The organism is Phaeobacter sp. HF9A (genome assembly GCF_011806385.1).
Taxonomy (GTDB): domain Bacteria; phylum Pseudomonadota; class Alphaproteobacteria; order Rhodobacterales; family Rhodobacteraceae; genus Epibacterium.
On the sequence record NZ_JAATOX010000008.1, the window covers coordinates 1 to 19,015 of the forward strand.

At 63.8% G+C, this 19,015-nt stretch carries 17 protein-coding genes; 10 read left to right on the plus strand and 7 right to left on the minus strand.

Annotation, left to right across the window (positions count from 1 at the left end):
- The 7 genes from HCZ87_RS02515 to HCZ87_RS02545 all read left to right on the plus strand — a co-directional run.
- The coding region (locus HCZ87_RS02515) for a carbon-nitrogen hydrolase family protein (protein WP_167642198.1) at positions 1 to 781 on the plus strand (781 nt) is incomplete at its 5' end.
- Between the two features lie 194 nt (positions 782 to 975).
- On the plus strand, positions 976 to 2,256 hold the full coding sequence (locus tag HCZ87_RS02520) for an ABC transporter substrate-binding protein (protein ID WP_217701927.1): 1,281 nt from the start codon (positions 976 to 978) through the stop codon (positions 2,254 to 2,256).
- A gap of 14 nt (positions 2,257 to 2,270) precedes the next feature.
- On the plus strand, positions 2,271 to 3,002 hold the full coding sequence (locus HCZ87_RS02525; RefSeq protein ID WP_217701928.1) for an ABC transporter ATP-binding protein: 732 nt from the start codon (positions 2,271 to 2,273) through the stop codon (positions 3,000 to 3,002).
- Entirely contained in the window at positions 2,999 to 3,718 is a 720-nt protein-coding gene (locus HCZ87_RS02530) for an ABC transporter ATP-binding protein (protein ID WP_167642200.1), read from the plus strand. Before HCZ87_RS02525 ends, HCZ87_RS02530 begins: the two co-directional genes overlap by 4 nt.
- Positions 3,715 to 4,620 (plus strand): branched-chain amino acid ABC transporter permease, encoded by a 906-nt coding sequence (locus HCZ87_RS02535; RefSeq protein WP_167642201.1) that lies wholly within the window; start codon positions 3,715 to 3,717, stop codon positions 4,618 to 4,620. Before HCZ87_RS02530 ends, HCZ87_RS02535 begins: the two co-directional genes overlap by 4 nt.
- Entirely contained in the window at positions 4,617 to 5,615 is a 999-nt protein-coding gene (locus HCZ87_RS02540; protein WP_167642202.1) for a branched-chain amino acid ABC transporter permease, read from the plus strand. Before HCZ87_RS02535 ends, HCZ87_RS02540 begins: the two co-directional genes overlap by 4 nt.
- A 4-nt stretch (positions 5,616 to 5,619) precedes the next feature.
- Positions 5,620 to 6,405, plus strand: coding sequence for a coniferyl-alcohol dehydrogenase (locus HCZ87_RS02545; RefSeq protein WP_167642203.1), 786 nt, complete (start codon positions 5,620 to 5,622; stop codon positions 6,403 to 6,405).
- A gap of 113 nt (positions 6,406 to 6,518) precedes the next feature.
- Here HCZ87_RS02545 and HCZ87_RS02550 read toward each other — a convergent pair whose 3' ends face one another.
- The 5 genes from HCZ87_RS02550 to HCZ87_RS02570 form a co-directional block, all read right to left on the minus strand.
- Complete coding sequence (locus HCZ87_RS02550) at positions 6,519 to 7,964, minus strand: aldehyde dehydrogenase (protein ID WP_167642204.1); 1,446 nt, start codon at positions 7,962 to 7,964, stop codon at positions 6,519 to 6,521.
- A 63-nt stretch (positions 7,965 to 8,027) separates the two neighbouring features.
- Positions 8,028 to 8,924, minus strand: coding sequence for a ketopantoate reductase family protein (locus HCZ87_RS02555; protein WP_167642205.1), 897 nt, complete (start codon positions 8,922 to 8,924; stop codon positions 8,028 to 8,030).
- 23 nt (positions 8,925 to 8,947) lie between these two features.
- Complete coding sequence (locus HCZ87_RS02560) at positions 8,948 to 10,306, minus strand: TRAP transporter large permease (protein ID WP_167642206.1); 1,359 nt, start codon at positions 10,304 to 10,306, stop codon at positions 8,948 to 8,950.
- Positions 10,299 to 10,811, minus strand: coding sequence for a TRAP transporter small permease (locus HCZ87_RS02565; protein ID WP_167642207.1), 513 nt, complete (start codon positions 10,809 to 10,811; stop codon positions 10,299 to 10,301). The genes HCZ87_RS02560 and HCZ87_RS02565 overlap by 8 nt, the downstream gene beginning before the upstream one ends.
- A 14-nt stretch (positions 10,812 to 10,825) precedes the next feature.
- Complete coding sequence (locus HCZ87_RS02570; protein ID WP_217701929.1) at positions 10,826 to 11,866, minus strand: TRAP transporter substrate-binding protein; 1,041 nt, start codon at positions 11,864 to 11,866, stop codon at positions 10,826 to 10,828.
- A 124-nt stretch (positions 11,867 to 11,990) separates the two neighbouring features.
- On the opposite strand from HCZ87_RS02570, the gene HCZ87_RS02575 reads away from it, so the two are divergent.
- From HCZ87_RS02575 to HCZ87_RS02585, 3 genes are all read left to right on the plus strand, one after another.
- A complete protein-coding gene (locus tag HCZ87_RS02575; RefSeq protein ID WP_167642208.1) occupies positions 11,991 to 12,932 on the plus strand; it encodes a LysR family transcriptional regulator in 942 nt (313 codons plus the stop codon).
- A 34-nt stretch (positions 12,933 to 12,966) separates the two neighbouring features.
- Positions 12,967 to 13,716 carry an IclR family transcriptional regulator gene (locus tag HCZ87_RS02580; protein ID WP_167642209.1) on the plus strand — a complete coding sequence of 250 codons (750 nt, stop codon included), beginning with the start codon at positions 12,967 to 12,969 and terminating at the stop codon, positions 13,714 to 13,716.
- An 89-nt stretch (positions 13,717 to 13,805) separates the two neighbouring features.
- Complete coding sequence (locus tag HCZ87_RS02585; protein WP_167642210.1) at positions 13,806 to 15,515, plus strand: thiamine pyrophosphate-requiring protein; 1,710 nt, start codon at positions 13,806 to 13,808, stop codon at positions 15,513 to 15,515.
- 26 nt (positions 15,516 to 15,541) lie between these two features.
- Here the strand turns inward: HCZ87_RS02585 and HCZ87_RS02590 are convergent, their stop codons facing one another.
- Together HCZ87_RS02590 and HCZ87_RS02595 are read right to left on the minus strand one after the other, a co-directional pair.
- Entirely contained in the window at positions 15,542 to 16,453 is a 912-nt protein-coding gene (locus HCZ87_RS02590) for a LysR family transcriptional regulator (protein WP_167642211.1), read from the minus strand.
- 92 nt (positions 16,454 to 16,545) lie between these two features.
- Positions 16,546 to 19,014, minus strand: coding sequence for a glycoside hydrolase family 3 protein (locus HCZ87_RS02595; protein ID WP_217701930.1), 2,469 nt, complete (start codon positions 19,012 to 19,014; stop codon positions 16,546 to 16,548).
- Position 19,015: the final 1 nt, after the last annotated feature.

Consider the following 19,015-nt stretch of genomic DNA (forward strand, 5'->3'; position numbering starts at 1 on the left):
GCCGCAGATGAAGCGCCTGCAAAAAATCTGCCATGACAATGCGATCACCATGGTCATGGGCTATTCCGAACGCGCCGGCGGCAGCCGCTACATGAGCCAGGTCATCATCGGCGAGGACGGCACCATCCTGCTGAACCGCCGCAAGCTCAAGCCGACCCATGTGGAACGCAGCATCTATGGCGAGGGCGACGGTTCGGATCTTCAGGTGATTGACAGCCCGGTCGGCCGCCTCGGCGCGCTGAACTGCTGGGAACATGTCCAGCCATTGGTCAAGATGTCGATGTATGCCCAGCACGAAGAAATCCACGTCGCCGCCTGGCCCAGCTTTTGCGTCTACCGCGATCTGGCCTATGCGCTTGGCCCCGAGGTCAACAATGCCGCCTCGCAGATCTATGCGGTGGAAGGGTCGTGCTATGTCCTCGCGCCCTGCGCCATCGTCAGCCAGGAGATGTTCGACCGGATTGCCGGCGACAACCCGGAAAAGGCGCATCTGCTGAACCCGCAGACCTCCAGGCCCGGTGGCGGCTTTGCCCAGATTTTCGGCCCCGATGGCCGCCCCCTTTGCGACCCGCTGCCCGAGGACGAGGAAGGCATCCTTTATGCCGATCTCGACCCCGCAATGCTGTCCATCGCAAAGGGGGCCGCAGATCCCGCTGGCCACTATGCGCGGCCTGATGTGCTGAAGCTGGTGATCAATCGCGAAAAGCGCAGCGTGATGGAAGAACACAACGGCACCGCGGGCTTTGCCGCCATTCCCTATGAGGATGCGGAAGAGGCGTAACCGCCCCGGCCCGCCGAACCAGCCCAAAAACCGCTCATCCGGCGGCACCGCTGCCGCCGGAAACACACGCGGAGCTCGCCGCGACCAAAGAGGTGTCCCCAGCCGCTGCTCGCGCCGCGCCGCTGGCCTGCCGATGCGCGCATTCCGCCACAATCATCAAAGCCCGAAAACGGGCAATACAACAGGGAAAAACGATGACCGAGATCAAAATGAACAGACGTCAGTTTTCAGGCATTCTTGCCTCCTCGACCTTGCTGCTGTCGGCGCGCGGGGCGCTTGCCGACGACGCCGGAGCGATCCGCATCGGCTTTGTCAGCCCGCGCACCGGGCCCTTGGCGGGTTTTGGCAAAACCGATGGCTATGTGCTGGAACAGGTGCGTGCGGCGCTGAGCGGCGGGATCGAGGTGGCGGGCAAGACCTACGCCGTCGAAATCCTGGACCGGGACACCCAGTCGGACCCGGCGCGGGCGGCGCAGCTGGCCAAGGAGCTGATCAACGAGGGGATCGACCTGATGCTGGCGGTGTCCACGCCCGAGGTGATCAACCCGGTCTCGGACGCCTGCGAGGCCGCCGGCGTGCCCTGCCTGTCCACCGTGATGCCCTGGGAGGCCTGGTATTTTGGCCGTGGCGCCAAGCCGGGCGAGCCGAGCCCGTTCAAATGGACCTATCATTTTGGTTTCGGCGTCGGCGAGATCTTCAAGACCTACAGCTCGACCTGGTCGCAGATCGAAACCAACAAGAAGGTCGGGGTGATGTATCCCAACGACGCCGACGGCAACGCGGTGCGCGCGGTGCTGGCCCCGCAGCTGGAAGCGGCGGGCTATACCATCATTGACCCCGGCGCCTATGAGACCGGCACCACTGATTATTCGACCCAGATCGCGCTGTTCAAGGCCGAGGGCGTCGAGATCATCAATTCCTTCCCGATCCCGCCGGATTTCGCCGCTTTCTGGCGTCAGGCAGCGCAGCAGGGTCTGACCCGCCAGGTCAAGATCATGCAGACCGCCAAGACCGGGCTTTTTCCCTCCGAGATGGAGGCGATGGGATCGCTGGCGGAAGGCATGGCCTCGGCCGCCTATTGGCACCGCGATTTCCCCTACACCTCGCCGGTGACCGGCCAGACCGGCCACGAGCTGGCGGCGGGTTGGGAAGCCACGAGCGGCGAGCAATGGACCCAGCAGCTGGGCGCCACCCTGTCACTGCTGGATGCCGGTATCGAGGCACTGAGGGCCGCGAGCGATCCGCATTCCAAGGAAGCCCTGCGCGACGCCATCGCCACGCTGAACGTGGAGACCATCGGCGGCCAGGTCGATTTCACCTCCGGCCCGGTGCCGAATGTGGCCTCAGGCCCTATCCTCGGCTCGCAATGGGTCAAGGCGAAGGACGGCCCGTTCGATCTGGACTATGTGCTGGTCAACAACGCGACCGACCCGAACGTGCCGATCACCGCCGAGCTGACCCCGTATAACGAATGATCGGGGGCGCGGTGATGGCAGAGCAGACCCAGCTTCATGCGACGGGGATCCACAAATCCTTTGGATCGCTTGCGGTGTTGAATGGCATTGATTTCTCGGTGCATTCAAACGAGGCCGTGGGCATCGTCGGGCCGAACGGGGCGGGAAAGTCCACCCTGCTCGGCGTGCTGTCGGGGGCGACGCTGCCAACGCGCGGCTCGGTCCAGCTGAATGGTGCGGAGGTCGGCGCTCTGCCGGCGCGGGAGCGGGCAAAACAGGGTCTGGTGCGCACGCATCAGATCCCCAAGCCCTTTTCCGGCATCACCGTCTTTGAGAACGTGCTGGTGGCCGCGACCCATGCGGGCGCCAGCCGCCAGTCGGAAGCCTATGACCTGGCGCTGGACGCGCTACAGATCTGCGGCATGATGGCGGTGGCGAACCGTCCGGCGGAAAGCGTCGGCCTGCTGGATCGCAAGCGGCTGGAACTGGCGCGGGCGCTGGCAACGCGGCCGCGCCTTCTGCTGCTGGATGAGATCGGCGGCGGGCTGACCGACGCCGAGGCCAGCGAGCTGGTGGAGACCATCCGCAAGCTGCGCGAGCGTGGCATCGGCATCGTCTGGATCGAGCATATCGTGCATATCCTGGTGCAGATCGCCGAGCGGCTGGTCTGCATGGACGCAGGCCGCATTATCGCCGAGGGCACGCCGGACGCGGTGATGCGCCATCCCGAAGTGGTCAAAGCCTATCTTGGGGGGGCTCCGGCATGAGCATTCTGAAGATCAGCGATCTTGATGTGCGCTATGGCCAGTTCCGCGCCGTGCGCGGCGTCAGCTTTGCGCTGGAAAAGGGCGAGATCCTTGCCCTGGTCGGCGCCAATGGTGCGGGCAAGACCACATTGCTGCGCGCGCTGGCCGGGGCCAACCCGGTGTTCAGCGGCAGCATTCAGCTGAACGGCACCGATATGACGCAGACCAGCAGCCATGCGCGCGTGGCGGCAGGGCTGGCATTGGTGCCCGAAGGGCGCAAGCTGTTTCTGGACATGAGCGTCGAGGAAAACCTGCGGCTTGGCGCCACCGTCGGGCGGCCAGGTGACTGGACGGTTGAGCGGGTGTTCGAGACCTTCCCCAATCTTGTCAAACGCCGCCACGCGCCGACCGGCACCATGTCGGGCGGCGAACAACAGGCCACGGCGATCGGCCGGGCGCTGATGTCCAACCCCGATGTGCTGATCCTGGACGAGGTCAGCCTCGGCCTGTCGCCGCTGGTGGTCGATCAGGTCTATGCCTCGCTTGAGGCGCTGATGCACACCGGCACTACGATCATTCTGGTCGAGCAGGATCTGACCCGCGCGATGACGGTGGCGGATCGGGTGATCTGCATGCTGGAAGGCCGGGTGATGCTGGACAGCCCGATGGCAGAGACCAGCCGCGAGGCGATCACCCAGGCCTATTTCGGAAGCGCGGAGACGGGAGCTGTCGCATGATCAATATCCTTATTCAGGCCGTGCTTCTGGGAGGCTATTACGCGTTGATTGCCTGCGGGCTGGCCTTCATGTTTCAGGTCATGCGGGTGATCAACCTGGCCCATGGCGCGCTTGCGGTGGTCAGCGCCTATCTGGTCTGGCTGCTCGCCGACAGCGCGGGGCTGTCGCCCTTCCTTGGGGTGCTGCTAATCCTGCCGGTGATGGGCATCGCGGGCTGGCTGTTGCAGCGCCTGATGCTGGAACGCGCGGTCCGGGGCGGAGAGCTCTTGCCGGTGCTGACCACCTTTGGCCTGGCCATCGTGCTGGACAACCTGATGTTTCAACAGTTTGGCGCCAATACCCGTTCGCTGTCGCCCTATATCGGTGATCTCAGCTGGGAAGCCTTTGAGTTGCCGGGCAATATCTATGTCGGCAAGCTGCCGGTCTACATCCTTGTGGCGGCGCTGGTGATCCTGGGCGGGCTGGACCTGATGCTGAAGCGCACGGCGCTGGGGCGGCAGATCCGCGCCACCGCCGCGGACCCCGTCACCGCCGGGTTGATCGGGGTCGATGCGCGGCGCGCGGCGGGGATCGCCGCAGCGCTGGCGACCATGACGGTGGCGGTCTCCGGGGTTGCGCTTGGCCTGCGCGGCACCTTTGACGCCTATGCTGGCGCGCCACAGCTGCTGTTTGCCTTTGAGGCAACGATCATCGGCGGCGCGCGTTCGCTTTGGGGGGTGCTTATTGGGGCCATCGTGCTGGCGGTGGCGCAATCCTTTGGCGCGCAGATCCATCCGCAGGGCTTCCTCTTGGGCGGGCATCTGGTCTTTTTGATCGTGCTCTTCGTTCGGCTCTCGCTGAAGGGCAGATCGCTCAATCTGATGCAAATCCTGCGATCCACCGGAAAAGGAGCGGCGCAATGACCATCCATCGCTGGACCTGGCAGTCCAAACTGACTTTTGCCCTGGCCGCCGTGGTGCTCCTGCTGCTGGCCCTGGTTCCGGGCTTTGCATCCGGGGGCGTGATCGAGCGGCTGACCGTGCTGTTCATCTATGTGATCCTCGCCGCGATGTGGAACGCGCTGGCGGGCTATGGCGGGCTGGTCTCGATCGGCAATCAGCTGTTCTTCGGGCTTGGTGCCTATATGACGATCCGGCTGGCGGATGCGGGGATCAACCCCTTCGCCGCCATGGCTCTGGGCGCCGGGATCGTGGCCGGGCTGAGCTGGCTGCTGTCGCTCTTCATGCTGCATCTGCGTGCGGGCGAGTTTGCCATCGGCATGTGGGTGCTGGCCTCGATCGCGCATCTCTGCGTCAATCTCGACCCGCTGATCCAGGGCGAGACCGGCACCTCGCTGATCTCGCTCAATGCCTATGCCATTGACGCGCGGCGGGTGTTGATCTTCTGGGCGGCGCTCATCGGCATGGTGGGGCTGCTGGCGCTGCTGTTTGCGGTGCTGCGCACGCCCTCGGGGCTGGCAATGCAGGCGATCCGCGACAATGAGGAAGCGGCGGATTCCGTTGGCGTCAACCCGATGCGCACCAAGCGGCTGTTCTTTGTGCTGGCAGGTTTTGGCACCGCTGTCGCGGGCGCTCTCTGGCTGGCGCAGGTCTCGGCCTTCCAGCCCAAGACCTATTTCAGCGTGCAATGGACCGCCTATATGATCTTCATGGTGCTGGTTGGCGGGCTTGGCCGGTTCGAAGGTGCCATCCTCGGCGCGCTGATCTTCTTTGCCGCCGAGACCTGGTTTGCGGACACCGGCGTCTGGTATTTGGTCGGGCTGGGCGCTGTGGCGATGCTGTTCTCGCTGTTCCTGCCCAAAGGGCTCTGGGGTTGGGTCGAAACACGCACCCATATCAGCCTCATGCCGCTGGGCTATCGCGTCCAGTTTGACACCCAATCAGAGCAAGGGAGGTAACATTATGCTTTTTGGAAAAACCATCGTGGTCACCGGCGTCGCCAGCGGCATCGGGCGGCGCACAGCCGAAATGGCCGGGCAGATGGGCGCGACCGTGATCGGCATTGATCGCAGCCCGCCCGAACAGAGCATTGGTCAGGTCCTGATCGGTGACCTCTCGACCCCGAAAGGGGTCGCCGCCATCGCCGATGCCCTTCCAGAGCGGTTCGACGGTCTGTGCAATGTGGCGGGCCTTTCGGGCCAGAGTGGCGCGGCGGAGACGCTGGCGGTCAACTTCTTTGGCCTGCGCGCCCTGACCGAGACGCTCGCCCCGAAAATCCGTGAAGGCGGTTCCGTGGTCAATGTCGCCTCGATTGCCGGCTTTGGCTGGCGCCAAAACGCCGCCCGCGCCGCTGCGATTGCCCGCACCACCGGCTTCCCCGACGCGGCACAGATCGTTGCCGACCATGATATTCCAAACGATGCCGGGTATCCGGTGTCCAAGGAAATTCTGCTGGTCTGGACAATGCTGGCCGCCCATCAGGCTCATTTCAAAAACCGGGGCATCCGGGTCAACGCGGTTTCTCCCGGTCCGGTGGAAACGCCGATCCTGCAACAGTTCCGCGAGGTTCTGGGGGACGCCCGCGTCAATGCCGACGTCGAGGCCGTAGGCCGCGCTGGCACGGCCGAGGATATCGCCCCGGCGATCCTGTTCCTATGCTCGGATGCCGCGCGCTGGATCAACGGCACAAACATCGCAACCGATGGCGGCCTGGAGGCCGCGGTCACCGCCAGCGCATATGGGTTCTGACGGCCCCGTCGCACGCACCGGCTGGCTGCCTCGCGGCGGGTTGGTCGTCTTATCGGAGGGGCAGCGCGCCGGGCTTGCGCGCTGTTCCGGGGGTTCGAAGCGAAATTAAAGGCTTAGAAGGGGGAGTGCTGGGTCGGGGCCTCGATGGTGATCCAGCGCAGGTCGGTGAATTCAGCGATCGCCGCCTTGCCGCCAAAGCGGCCATAGCCGGAATCATTCACCCCACCAAAGGGCATTTGCGGCTCGTCAGCGACGGTCGGACCATTGATGTGGCAAATGCCGCTCTTGATCTGCTTGGCCGCGGAGAGCGCCCGCTGGATATCCTGGCTGAAGACCGCGGCGGAGAGGCCGTATTCGGTGTCATTGGCAACGCGGATCGCTTCGGCATCGCCCTTGACGCGGATGATGGATTTGACCGGGCCAAAGCTCTCCTCGCCATAGATGCGCATGTCCGGGGTTACGCCATCCAGCAGGGTCGCGGAGTGGATCGCCCCGTCGCGCGCACCACCAGCGATGCATTTCGCGCCTTTTGCGGTCGCATCCTTGATCAGCGCATCCATTTTTTCGCCGGCCTCGGGGCTCACCAGTGCGCCCAGCACGACCTGCCCACGCGGATCACCATAGGGCAGTTTCGATGCCCGCTCGGCCAGTTTCTGCGCAAAGGTATCGGCGATGTCTTCATCGACGATGATGCGCTCGGTGGACATGCAGATCTGACCCTGGTTCATGAAGGCGCCAAAGATCGCGGCATTGACCGCACCGTCGATATCCGCATCCGACAGCACCACCAGCGGCGCCTTGCCGCCCAGTTCCAAGAGCGACGGCTTGAGGTTCTCGCCGGCCAGGCGGCCAATGATGCGCCCAACGGCAGAGGAGCCGGTGAAGTTCACGTGCTTGACCTCCGGTGCCTCGATCAGCGCCTTGACGACTTCGGCGGCATCAGCGGGCGCGTTCGAGATATAATTGACCACACCCTCGGGCAGACCAGCCTCGACAAAGCAGTCAACAATCATGCGATGGGTCTTGGGGCAGGCCTCAGACCCTTTCAGGATCACCGTATTGCCGCAGGCCAGCGGCATCGCCAGGGCGCGGGTGCCGAGGATCACCGGCGCGTTCCAGGGCGCGATACCAAGGCAGACCCCCTTGGGTGTCGCGACCCCCATGGCCAGGGTGCCGGGTTTGTTGGAGGGGATGACCTCGCCGCCGATCTGGGTGGTCATCGCCGCCGCCTCGCGGATCACGCCCGCCGCCAGCATCACGTTGAAGCCCGCCCAGGGGCCTGTCGCACCGGTTTCGGCGATCATCGTCGCAATAAAGGCGTCGGACTTGGAGTCCATGATATCCGCCGCCTTGTTGAGCAGGGCGCGCCGCTCACCGGGGCCGGTGGCCGCCCAGGCCGGGAAGGCTGCGCCTGCCGCCTGCGCCACCACTGCCGCATCGGCGGCCTTGGCGGCGGCCGCGGTGCTTGCGACCTTGCCGGTCACCGGATCAATCCGGTCAAAGGTGCTCTTGTCAGAGGCCTCTGCGTCCGAATTGTTCACAACGAATGCCACTGTCATCTTGATTTCCTCCTTGAATGACCTTGCTCTTTGGGTCTTTCGCCTTGCGAACGCACCCTATCCTCAACCTTGCGCCTCACGCATCCGCACCAGGGCGGCGAGCAGGCGGTTCATCGGCACCGCGATACCGCGCGTCTCGCCGATCCGTTCGACATATCCGTTCAGCGCCTCGATTTCGGTCCGACGGCCTGCTTCGACATCCTGAAGCATCGAGGGTTTATGGCCCGTATGTTCGCGCAGTGCAAAGTCGATTTGCTGTTCCACCGCCGCGATATCACCGGTGACACCTTCGGCGGCGCCGACCGCCAGCACTTCGGCGGCGATGTCGCGCGCCAGCCCTGCGCCGACATATTCGGCGATCGCCCCGACGGTGCCTGCGCCCAGAACGGCGGTGGCGGTCCTGGCACAGTTGAAGGCCGCCTTTTTCCAGACCTGCGCGGCGGCGGCTTCGGTCCAGGTGAGCTGCACGCCGTCAAGCTCCGCCGCCAGCTCTGCGGCAGCACCGTTTGCATCCAGCGCGTCAAAGGGCGTGTAGGCCATGCCGTGGCTGGCCACATGGCCGGGCCCGCGCAGATCGCCCGGCGTCATGGTGCAGCCGAACAGAACCTGGCCATCCGGCACCCGCGCCCGCAGCCGTTCGACATTGCCAAGCCCGTTCTGCAAGGTCATCACACAGGCGCCTGCGTCGATCAGCGGCGCGATCCCCTGCAAGGCGGCGTCGGTATGCATCGTCTTGGTCAAGAGGATCACCAGATCAACCTGCGGCGCCTGGTCGGGCCGCATCGCGGGGATCTTCAGGTAGTCGGTGCGGTCGTCCCAATCCACCCGCAGCCCCTCTGCGCGGATCGCGCTCAGATGGGCCTCGTTCAGATCGAGCAGCACCACATCATGGCCCGCTGTGTGCAGCTCTGCCCCGATCACCGATCCAAGGGCACCGGCGCCAAGTATTGCGATTTTCATGGTGTTCTCCTTTTCAACCAGACCTATCCACCAAAGACCTGCGGCAACCAAAGCACCAGACCCGGAAAGGCCAGCAACACCAGCACCCGCAGAATTTCAGCGCCAAAGAAGGGCAAAACCCCCTTGAAGGTCGCCGACATCGGCGTGTTCTTGGCCAGCGCCGAAATGACAAAGACATTCATGCCCACCGGTGGCGTGATCAGGCCCAGCTCCACCACGATCAACGCCAGGATGCCGAACCAGATCTTCAGATCCTCGGTGCTCATGCCAAATCCGGCCCCCTCTGCCCCCATGTAGAGCCCGCCGTTCAGCTCCACCAGCACGGGCCAGAAGAACGGGATGACCAGCAGGATCATCGACAGGCTGTCCATCAGACATCCCAGCAGGATCAGCGCCACCAGCAGCAGGAGCATCACCATCATCGGCGCCATGCCGGATTGGATGATCCAGTCTGCCGTGGCCTGCGGCAGGCCGATGCGGGACATGAAGATCTTCATCAGTTCCGCGCCCAGCAGGATCAGGTAGATCATGCCGGTGGTCGAGGCGGTCTCGCGCAGGGCGCCAATCATGTCGGGCAGGCGGATTGCGCGTGTGATCGCACCGTAAAGCCAGACCAGCGCCACGCCGATTGCGGCAGCCGGTGTCGGATTGTAAAACCCGCCATATATACCCCCCAGCACGATACCAAAGATGCCAAGCACCGGGATCATGCCGATGGTTGCAGAACGAAACTCTGCCGCGCCAACGCCGCCATGGGCGGGGCCGGCCTCGGGTTTGATCCAGACATAAAGCGCGATCGTGAGGATGAAGAGAACCACCGCCATCAGCCCGGGCAGCAGCGCAGCGGCAAACATGGTGACGATATTGGCCTCGACGATGATCGCATAGATGATCAGCACAACCGAGGGCGGGATCAGGATGCCCAGCACCCCGCCCGCAGCCAGGGTGCCAGTGGCCAGCGCACCAGAGTAGCGGTATTTTTCAAGTTCGGGCAGCGCCACGCGGCCCATGGTCGAGGCGGTCGCCAGCGAGGATCCACAGACCGCGCCAAACCCCGCGCAGCCCGCAATCGCCGCCATGGCGGTGCCGCCGCGCATCCAGCCAAGCCAGGCATTCGCCCCCCGAAACAACGCCTGGCTGAGCCCGGCCTTGGACGCGAGCGCCCCCATCAGCACAAACATCGGCACCACCGAAAGATCGTAAACGGAGAACTGCCCATAGGCGAGCGTCTTGAGCTGGTTGAAGACCGGCGCGATGCCATTCACCAGCGCGATGCCCACGCCCCCCACCAGGATCATCGCATAGGCGATCGGAATGCGGATGGCGATCAACGCAACAAGGATGACAAGCGCCGCAATACCCAGCGTCAGCGGATCAGTCATGTGGCCCTCCGTTCGACAGCCGCCGAATGTCCTGTGTCAACGTGGCGAGGGCGGCGACGGCCAGGAGCGCAAGCGACGCAAGAACCGGCAGATAGGCCAGCCAGACCGGAATTTGCAGGATCGACGTCTCGTAGCCATAATTCTTCTGGTCAAGCAGGCCGTCAAACATGCGCCAGAGCATCAGCAGCGCAAACAGCAGCGCGATCAGCGACCCCAGAGCGCCAAGAAAGGCGCGCAGACGCGGCCCCGCCCCTTGGGTAAAAATATCTGCCGTCACGTTAGAGCGCGACAACTGGCAATAGGGCAAAAAGGCAAAGGCCGCGATCGCTACACCCATTTCGGTCAACTCAAAATCCCCCGGCACCGGCCAGCCGACCAGCGTGCCCAGGACCGAGGCGACATTCATCATCACCACCGCGAGCAACAGCAGACCACCCAGCAGCGCCCAAGCAAGAACCGCCTTCGCAACCGCCCCGGAGGTGTCGGGGCGGTCATCCTGTTCCATTACCTCGGCCAAGGTCAGCCCGCCGTGTTCTGGGCGACCAATGCGCGGGCCTTCTCGACCAGCGCGGCGCCGTCGATGCCCTTGCCGGAGACCTCTTCGATCCACCGGTCCACCACCGGCAACATGGCATCCAGGAAGGGCTGGGTTTGCTCTTGATCCAGAATGCGATGCGTGTTGCCCGCGTCGGTGGCGACCTTGATGCCGAAATCATCAGAAGCCCGCCAGATGTCGCCCACCTGACCCCACCAATCCCGATCAGACGCATCGCGGAACGCCTGCTGGATATCCTCCGGCAGCCCGTCCCAGCGGGCCTGGTTCATCGACACCTGGAAGGTCGTATTGCCAAAACGCTCCTCATCGTAGAGTTCGACCTGGTATTTGGTCTGGTCCTGGATCTTCAGCGGCGGGATGATCTCCCAGGGGATCAACGCGCCATCGACGACACCTTTTTGCAGCGCCGGGGGCAGTTCGGGGACCGGCATTGCCACCGGGGTGGCGCCAAGCGACTCGATCACCCAGGCACCCGTGCGGGTCGGTATCCGCAGCTTGGCCCCTTTCAGATCGTCAAGGCTGGTCACATCCAGATCGCCGGTATGCAGCGCCTGACCGGCGTGCACATGCAGGAACATCACCTCGACGCCCTTGTAGTCCTCGGCCAGGTCCTCCTCGAACATATCATAAAGCGCGAGGTTCGCCGCCCTTGGGTCGTTCTTGTAAACGGTCGGCAGTTCCATCACCTCGGTGCGCGGGAACAGCCCGGGCGTATAGCCGTTCACGGTCCAGACCAGATCAACAATACCATCGCGAACCTGCTGGATCAGCTCCGGCGGCCGCCCGCCCAGGGTCATGGAGGGAAAGATCTCGATCTTGACGCGACCGCCGGAATTCTCTTCGACGGCCTTCGCCCAGGGCTCCAGCATCTGTGTCTGCGCCGGGGCCTGCTGGCCAAGAAAGTGATGCAGGCGAAAAGTGTAGTCCTGTGCCTTCGCGGCGGAAGACAGCGCAAGACTGGAGGCGGCAACCAACAGCGCGCCCATGAAGTTACGACGGTGCATGAATTTCTCCCCAAATGTGCTTTCCTTGCCCGAACCGGGCGACTCCTCCGAAAAGCATGATGGACGATGGAAGCGACTGCGCTTAAAGTCCAAATGATAGTTTGGATAGGGACTATTCAGAATAATGATAAACCCCCGCCGCATCGACCTTAACCTGCTCGACCTCCTGCTTCAGATCTATGACTCGCACTCCGTCTCGGTCGCTGGCGCCAATCTGGGGCTGAGCCAGCCTGCCACCTCCAACGCGCTGGCGCGTCTGCGGCAGATGCTTGGCGATCCGCTGTTCATCCGCGGCGCGCGCGGGATGGAGCCAACGCCATTCACCGAACGGATCGTGCCCGACATTCGCGAGCATCTCTCCGGCATTGCCTCGGTGTTGAACGATGCGACAACCTTTGATGCCTCCAACAGCAAGCGGACCTTTCGGCTGTCCCTGTCCGGCCTCGGCGAACAGGTCTTTCTGGCGCCCCTGGCCCGGCATGTGTTCGCGCGCGCCCCCGGTATCCGGCTGGAAAACGCCTCCTCGCCATTTCTCGACCTCTATCGAACCCTTGCAACGCGAGAGTCGGAAATGGCGATCGGCCTGCTGGAAATGCAAAACGCACAGCTGCGGCAGATGCATCTGTTTGACGAGGATTACCGCGTGGTCGGCCCTCCCGGCCTGTCCCATCAGCGCGCCGCCAACCTGGATCTATGCCGGGAGCGGATCGTGATGGCGGTGCCGAGCCTGACCTACGCGGATGATGTTGAACAGGTACTGGCCGAACGCGGCCTGGCAGAGAACGTCTGCATGCGGATCCGCAACTTCGGCGCCCTGCCGGAGCTGCTCTCGACGCTGAACGCCTTTGCCATCGTGCCGGGCTATCTGGGGCGGCGGATGGTCGAGGCGGGACAGGCCACGATGCTGGACATGACCTTGCCACGGGGGCGCCAGAAGGTGCAATTGGTCTGGCACATCAACACGATGCAGGATCCCGGCTGTATCTGGCTGCGCGCGCAGATCAGGGAGCTGTTTCAAAGCCGCGACATCTGCCAGGATGCCGGAGATAGACCGGATCGCCCGTGACCGCGTGCCATCCACCTCATTCGGAGCAAAGCACATGGCAACACCGCTGAACGGATCGCTGATCAAGGCCTTCGAAATTCTTGACCTCTTCTCCGAACAGAAACCGCAGGTATCGGCGGCCGATGTGGCCCTTGCGCTGGAAATGAGCCCAAGTTCCGCGCATCGGTTTCTGGTGACGCTGGAAGAGGTCGGCGCGCTGGTGCAGGTGCGTCGCGGTGCCTACAGCCTTGGCCACCACATTGAAAAGCTCGGCCGCATCGCGGAGCGCACCAATCCGCTGGCCACGCTTGTTCAGCCGGTCATTGCACAGATCAGCAGCCGCCTGAACGAATCCGTCATGGCCGGACAGCTCACCCGGGAGGGCGTCGTTTGTCTGGCCACGGCCATCGCGCCGCGCCCGATCTCGGTGAATATCCAGGTTGGACGGATGCTGGAGCTGCATGTCTCGGCGCAGGGCAAGCTCTGGCTGGCGCATATCGACCCGGAAGAGCGCAGCACGCGGATCACTGATCTGATCCACACCGGCAAGCTCACGCAGGCAGAAGCGCACAGGCTGCACCATGAAATCGACCGCGCACAACAGGATGGGTTTGCCTGCAACCGTGGCGAAAGCGAGCCGGATATCGGCGCCGTAGCGGTGCCGGTCTTTGACGAGACCGGAGCGCTGCGCCTGACGCTTTCCGCCTTTGGCATGGCCAGCCGCTTTTCAGCGCAGCACGAGGCGCGCATTGCCGCCAGCCTCACGCAGGCCGCACAGGAGGTTTCCAACGCGATCCCGCAGTAGCCCGCTTGGACGCTTGACAAATCTCCCCAACCCTCCAATCATTTATGAGATTCTTATCTCACTATATGAGAAAAATACACGAGGCCGAGATGAGCGACGACACCAGAATGACCGCAGGGGCAGCATTGCTGTCGCGTTTCAGCGCCTTGGGCGTGGAGTATGTGTTCACCAACTCAGGCACCGATTTCCCCCCTGTTATCGAGGGTTTGTCCGAAGCCGAGGCCGAAGGCATGTCTCTGCCGCGCACGGTGACCGTGCCGTTTGAGAGCGCCGCGACCGGCATGGCGCATGGCTATACGCTGGCCACGGGGCGGCCTCAGGCTGTGATGGTGCATACCAACGTGGGCCTTGCCAATGTCGCCATGGGTGCGATCAACGCCGCCTGCGACAATATCCCGATGCTGTTGTTCTCGGGCCGCACGCCGACGCTGGAAAAGGGCCGGCTGGGCGCGCGCACGGTGCCGATCGGCTGGGGGCAGGAGATGCTCGACCAGGCCAGCCTGATCCGCGAGGCGACCAAATGGGATTACGAACTGCGCTTTCCCGAACAGGTCTTTGACGTCACCGACCGCGCCCATGGTATTGCCAGTTCAACCCCCAAAGGGCCGGTCTACATCAGCCTGCCGCGCGAGGTGCTCTGCGAAACCGTGCCAGCCGATGGGGCCCTGCGCCGCCCACAGATGCGTCCCGCCACCATCGGTCCCGATCCGGCCACGATGGAGGAGATCGCTCGCTTGCTCGCCGAGGCAGAGCATCCGGTCATCTTTGCCCAGCACGGCGCCGGCTCGCAGGAGGCATTTGACGCTCTGGCCCGCCTGACCGCGACATGGGGCATTCCGGTCTGTCAATATTGGGCGGTGGAGCTGGCGCTGGCGACCAGCCATCCGATGGCCACGGGGCCGAACCCGCGTCCCTGGCTGGAAAAGGCCGATGTGATCCTCTGCCTCGACGTGCTTGCCCCCTGGTCGCCTGCCGATGTGGAGCCCCGCGAAGATGCCACCGTAATCCAGATCGGCCCGCGCCCGCTGCAAGAGCGCTCCGGCGTGCGCAACTTCCGCTGCGATCTGGGTGTCACCACCGAGATTGCCCCGGCCCTTCTGGCCCTGGAGACCGCGCTGGAGGCATGCAACGACGCGAACGGCAAGGCCGCCGCGCGTGCAAAATCCGTCGCGCAGGCGAACGAGGCCGACAGAACCGCCCGTTTTAATGCCGCCCTCGGCGACGCTGGCGCGGCGGCCCTCACCAAGCGCTGGATCAGCCACACGCTTTCGCTGCATGTGCGGGACCGCGATGCCACGGTGTTTTCAGAACTTGGCTGCCAGCTGTCAGCGATGAAACTCGAAAAACACCAAAGCTGGTTCGATGGGCCTCATGCGGGTGGCCTTGGCTGGGGGTTTCCGGCCGCCATGGGCTTTGCGCTTGCGCGCCCGGATCGAACCGTTGTCGCCACCATGGGTGACGGCTCCTATATGTTCGCCAACCCGGTCGCCTGCCATCAGATCGCCGAGGCGCTTGGCCTGTCGATGGTGGTGCTGGTGCTGAACAACGCCGAATGGGGGGCGGTGCGCCAGTCGGTGCTGGACATCTATCCCGACGGCCATGCCGCGCGCGCCAATGCGGTGCCGCTAACCGATCTGTCGCCCAGCCCGGATTTCGTCAAGGTCGCCGAGGCCTCCCGTGCCTTTGCCCGTCACGCCCGGACAGAGGACGAGTTCAACGCCGCCCTGACCGAGGCGCTTGATCATGTCGCCGCGAAAAAGGGGCTGGCGCTGATCGAAGTGGCGATCGCAAAGACCTGAGGGCAGACCGGCATGCGCCCGCGTCATCAAGCGGGATCGGTCTGATCGGGGCCAAGAACCTGCTTGATCAACTGCGTCATCCAGTCATAGGCGGCGCGGCGACGGTCGGTGGCCTTGTGGGTCAGCAACCGAACGGTAAAGCGCGGCAGCGGCAGCGGGATTTCGATCACCTGTAGCCCCCAGGTTTCCGAAAAAGCCACAGCGCTGCGATGCGGCACCACACCGATCAGGTTGCTTTCCTTGATCGCGGCCGGCAGCACGTTGAACTGTGCCAGCGTCAGCCGCACATCAAAGACGGGTTCACCGGCGTGCACGGCATGGCTCACGGCCTGCCAATGCCCCGCCGCATCAGAGACAACCGCATGCGCTGCCCCCCGGAATGTCGCTTCGTCGATCTCGCCCTGGATCGTCGGATGGTCCCGGCGGACAATAGCGGCATAGTGCTGATCCAAAAGGTCGATCTGCGACAATTCCGGGTCCTGGGCTTCCAGCTTGCCGATCGCAAAGTCGAGCCGCCCGGATTTCAGCAGAGTTTCCACCTGGGCAATCTCCAGCGGCGTGGCCTCGACCTTTATGCCAGGCGCATGTTTCTGAAGCGCCCCCACAAGCGGCGGCAGGAAGGTCAGCGCCCCGATATCCGACAAGGCAATGACAAAACGATCCTGCGCGGTCTGGGGATCAAAGGGCTCTTCTGCGCGGAACGTGGCCTCCAGCTGGCTGAGCGGGTGACGGCATTCAAGATAAAGCTGGGTCGCAAGCGGTGTCGGGCTCATGGAGCGCGAGCCGCGAATGAACAACTGGTCGCCGGTGATGTCCCGCAGCCGCCCCAGCGCCTGCGAGATCGAGGGCTGTGAGACATTCAACCGCTCGGCAGCCGCCGTCGTCGTGCCGCACTCATGCACCGCAACCAAGATCCGAAGAAGGCCAAGATCGTTCACTTATCTTCCTTCCTTATATCATCGGAGGGAAGATAATTAGATGATTTATGCCACTGGGTCTAGCGCTAACACTTGCCCGGACTCCGGTCCATTTACGCCGCGGGAGCGGCGGTCTGGCAGGGCTTGGTCCAATCCGCGGTCAAGCGCAGCGCCAGGCTGTGGCTCAGGTCCGACGCCGAAGTGCCCACCCAAAGGGCATAATCCCCTGCCGGTGCGGTCCAGGCATTGCTCTGCACATCGAAATACGCCAGGTCGCGCATGTCGAGCGTGATCCGCGCCTCGGAGCGCGCGCCAGGTTCCAGGATCAGCGGCCGAAAGCCGCGCAATTCCTTGACAGGTCTGCCCCGGCCCTGTGGCGGCGCAACATAGAGCTGCACAACCGCCTTGCCCCGACGCGGACCGGTGTTTTGCACCGGCACGGTGACGGTGACAGAGCCCCCGGCGTCGATCTCGGACGCCGACGCCACGGGCGCGCCGATATCAAACGTCGTGTAGGACAAGCCATGCCCAAACGGGTAAAGCACCCCCGTACCGCCGCGCGCGTCATAGTGCCGATAGCCGATGAAAATACCCTCGCCATAGCTGACATGGCCGTTCTCGCCCGGATAGTTGCCAGCCGTCGGATTGACGTCGAGCGCGGTCGGGAAGGTCTGTGGCAAGCGCCCGCCGGGCTCCGCATCGCCCAGCAGCACGTCTGCCAGACCATGGCCAAGCTCCTGCCCCGGATACCAGGCCTGAAGGATCGCCGCGACGTCGTCTTTCCACGGCATGGCCACCGGCCCGCCGGTCTGAAGGATGACAACGGTGTTGGGGTTGACTGCGGCGATGCGCGCGATCAGTTCGTCCTGTTCGCGCGGCAGCGCCAGATCCGGCAGATCGCGCCCTTCGCTGTCCCATTCCGGGGTGCGCCCGACAAAGAGCAGCGCCACCTCGGCCTCGCGCGCGATCTCTTCGGCACGCATCAGGCCCGCCTCGCCAAGCGGCCGGTGCACGCCGACGCGGAACGCCTGGATGCCGTCCATCACCCCGGTGGTGGATTGATAATCGACCCGGAACCGGTAGGTCTTTCCTGCTTCCAAATCGAGATCGACAATCCGCTCGTCGCCGCCGAAATCATAATAGGTCGCGCCCGTGGGCTGCCAGCCATCCCAGCCATCCACCACCAAAAGGTCATCGACATACAGGCGGGCCAGTCCGGCATTGGCCAGTCCCAGCTGGTGGCGGCCGCTTTCGCTCGGGCTATAGTCGAACCTATTGCGGACCGAAAAAACCTTGAGGTCCACACCCGGCTCGTTAGAGCCGAACCACTTGGCATCTGACTGATTATATTGCTTTTCATGCGCAACCGGTCCGGTAAAATCCGGGCTGTTGTAAAAGGTCGAGGTCATCGGCCCATGCACCACCGGCAACAGCAGATGGTTCGCGCAGCCGGTCTCGAACCGGATGTCCAGCTCCTTGCGCGCGCTAAGCCCCTCCAGCGGGCTGACGCGGTAATGGGCATTCACCCGCGCGCTGCCGCCGCCCATGATCCGGGCGACATCTGCATTCGGCCCAATGACGGCGACCTGGGTCTTTTTGCCCGCCTGCATGGGCAGGATACCGGTGTTCTTGAGCAATACCGTCCCCTCGGCGACGGCCCGCCGGATCAGCGCACGATGATGCGGCGCATCGACCGAAATTTTCTCTTTCGGGTTCTCTTTCAGGCGCACCCCCGCGCGATCCACCAGACCCAGAATGCGGCGCGCGCCATCGGTGACCATATCCAGATCCACCTCGCCGCGCTCGATCGCATCAAGCAGCGCCTGGCCGCGATAAAGCGCCGGACCCGGCATTTCCAGATCCAGCCCCGCGTTCATGCTCTCTGCGGTGCTCTTGACCGCCGTCCAGTCCGAAACAGCGACGCCATCAAAACCGTATTCGTCTTTCAAAAGATCAGAAAGCAGCCATTTATGCGCGCTGGTAAAGGTGCCGTTCAGCCGATTGTAGGAACACATCACCGCCCAGACCCCAGCCGCAACGGCGGCCTCGAAGGGCGGCAGGTAGATCTCCCGCAGCGCCCGGATGTCGATATCACTGGACATGGTCATCCGCTGATATTCGCTCTCGTTGCCGATGAAATGCTTGATCGTGGCACCGATGCCGTTGGATTGCAGCCCGTCGATATAGGCAAGCGCGATCTCGGTCGTCAGCTCGGGATCTTCGGAGTAACACTCGAAATTGCGACCATTGAGCGGGCCGCGATGCATGTTGACCGTCGGCGCCAGCAGCACATTGGCGCCCTTGGTGCGGGTTTCCTCGGCCAGGGCGGCGCCGATCTCGCGCACGAGGTCGGGGTTCCAGCTGGAACTGAGCGCAATGCCCGCGGGAAACACCGCCGCCGTCGGGCCGTTCTCGGTGACGCCACCGCGCGCGCCATTGGGGCCATCGGTCACCTTGACCGCCGGCACGCCCAGCCGTTCGATCGCGACGGTTTCCCAGAAATTGGCACCGGCGAGGAGAGAGACCTTTTCCTCCAGCGTCAGTTTTTGCAGCGTGTCTTCGACCCAGGCCGTATCCATCATC

Coding starts and splice junctions, on each gene's coding strand:
- HCZ87_RS02550 (WP_167642204.1), bottom strand. CDS start 7,964: ATGACAGTGGCATTCGTTGTGAACAATTCGGACGCAGAGGCCTCTGAC.
- HCZ87_RS02580 (WP_167642209.1), top strand. CDS start 12,967: ATGGCAACACCGCTGAACGGATCGCTGATCAAGGCCTTCGAAATTCTT.
- HCZ87_RS02595 (WP_217701930.1), bottom strand. CDS start 19,014: ATGATGGATACGGCCTGGGTCGAAGACACGCTGCAAAAACTGACGCTG.
- HCZ87_RS02535 (WP_167642201.1), top strand. CDS start 3,715: ATGATCAATATCCTTATTCAGGCCGTGCTTCTGGGAGGCTATTACGCG.
- HCZ87_RS02585 (WP_167642210.1), top strand. CDS start 13,806: ATGAGCGACGACACCAGAATGACCGCAGGGGCAGCATTGCTGTCGCGT.
- HCZ87_RS02570 (WP_217701929.1), bottom strand. CDS start 11,866: ATGCACCGTCGTAACTTCATGGGCGCGCTGTTGGTTGCCGCCTCCAGT.
- HCZ87_RS02565 (WP_167642207.1), bottom strand. CDS start 10,811: ATGGAACAGGATGACCGCCCCGACACCTCCGGGGCGGTTGCGAAGGCG.
- HCZ87_RS02520 (WP_217701927.1), top strand. CDS start 976: ATGACCGAGATCAAAATGAACAGACGTCAGTTTTCAGGCATTCTTGCC.
- HCZ87_RS02575 (WP_167642208.1), top strand. CDS start 11,991: ATGATAAACCCCCGCCGCATCGACCTTAACCTGCTCGACCTCCTGCTT.
- HCZ87_RS02560 (WP_167642206.1), bottom strand. CDS start 10,306: ATGACTGATCCGCTGACGCTGGGTATTGCGGCGCTTGTCATCCTTGTT.
- HCZ87_RS02545 (WP_167642203.1), top strand. CDS start 5,620: ATGCTTTTTGGAAAAACCATCGTGGTCACCGGCGTCGCCAGCGGCATC.
- HCZ87_RS02530 (WP_167642200.1), top strand. CDS start 2,999: ATGAGCATTCTGAAGATCAGCGATCTTGATGTGCGCTATGGCCAGTTC.
- HCZ87_RS02540 (WP_167642202.1), top strand. CDS start 4,617: ATGACCATCCATCGCTGGACCTGGCAGTCCAAACTGACTTTTGCCCTG.
- HCZ87_RS02525 (WP_217701928.1), top strand. CDS start 2,271: ATGGCAGAGCAGACCCAGCTTCATGCGACGGGGATCCACAAATCCTTT.
- HCZ87_RS02555 (WP_167642205.1), bottom strand. CDS start 8,924: ATGAAAATCGCAATACTTGGCGCCGGTGCCCTTGGATCGGTGATCGGG.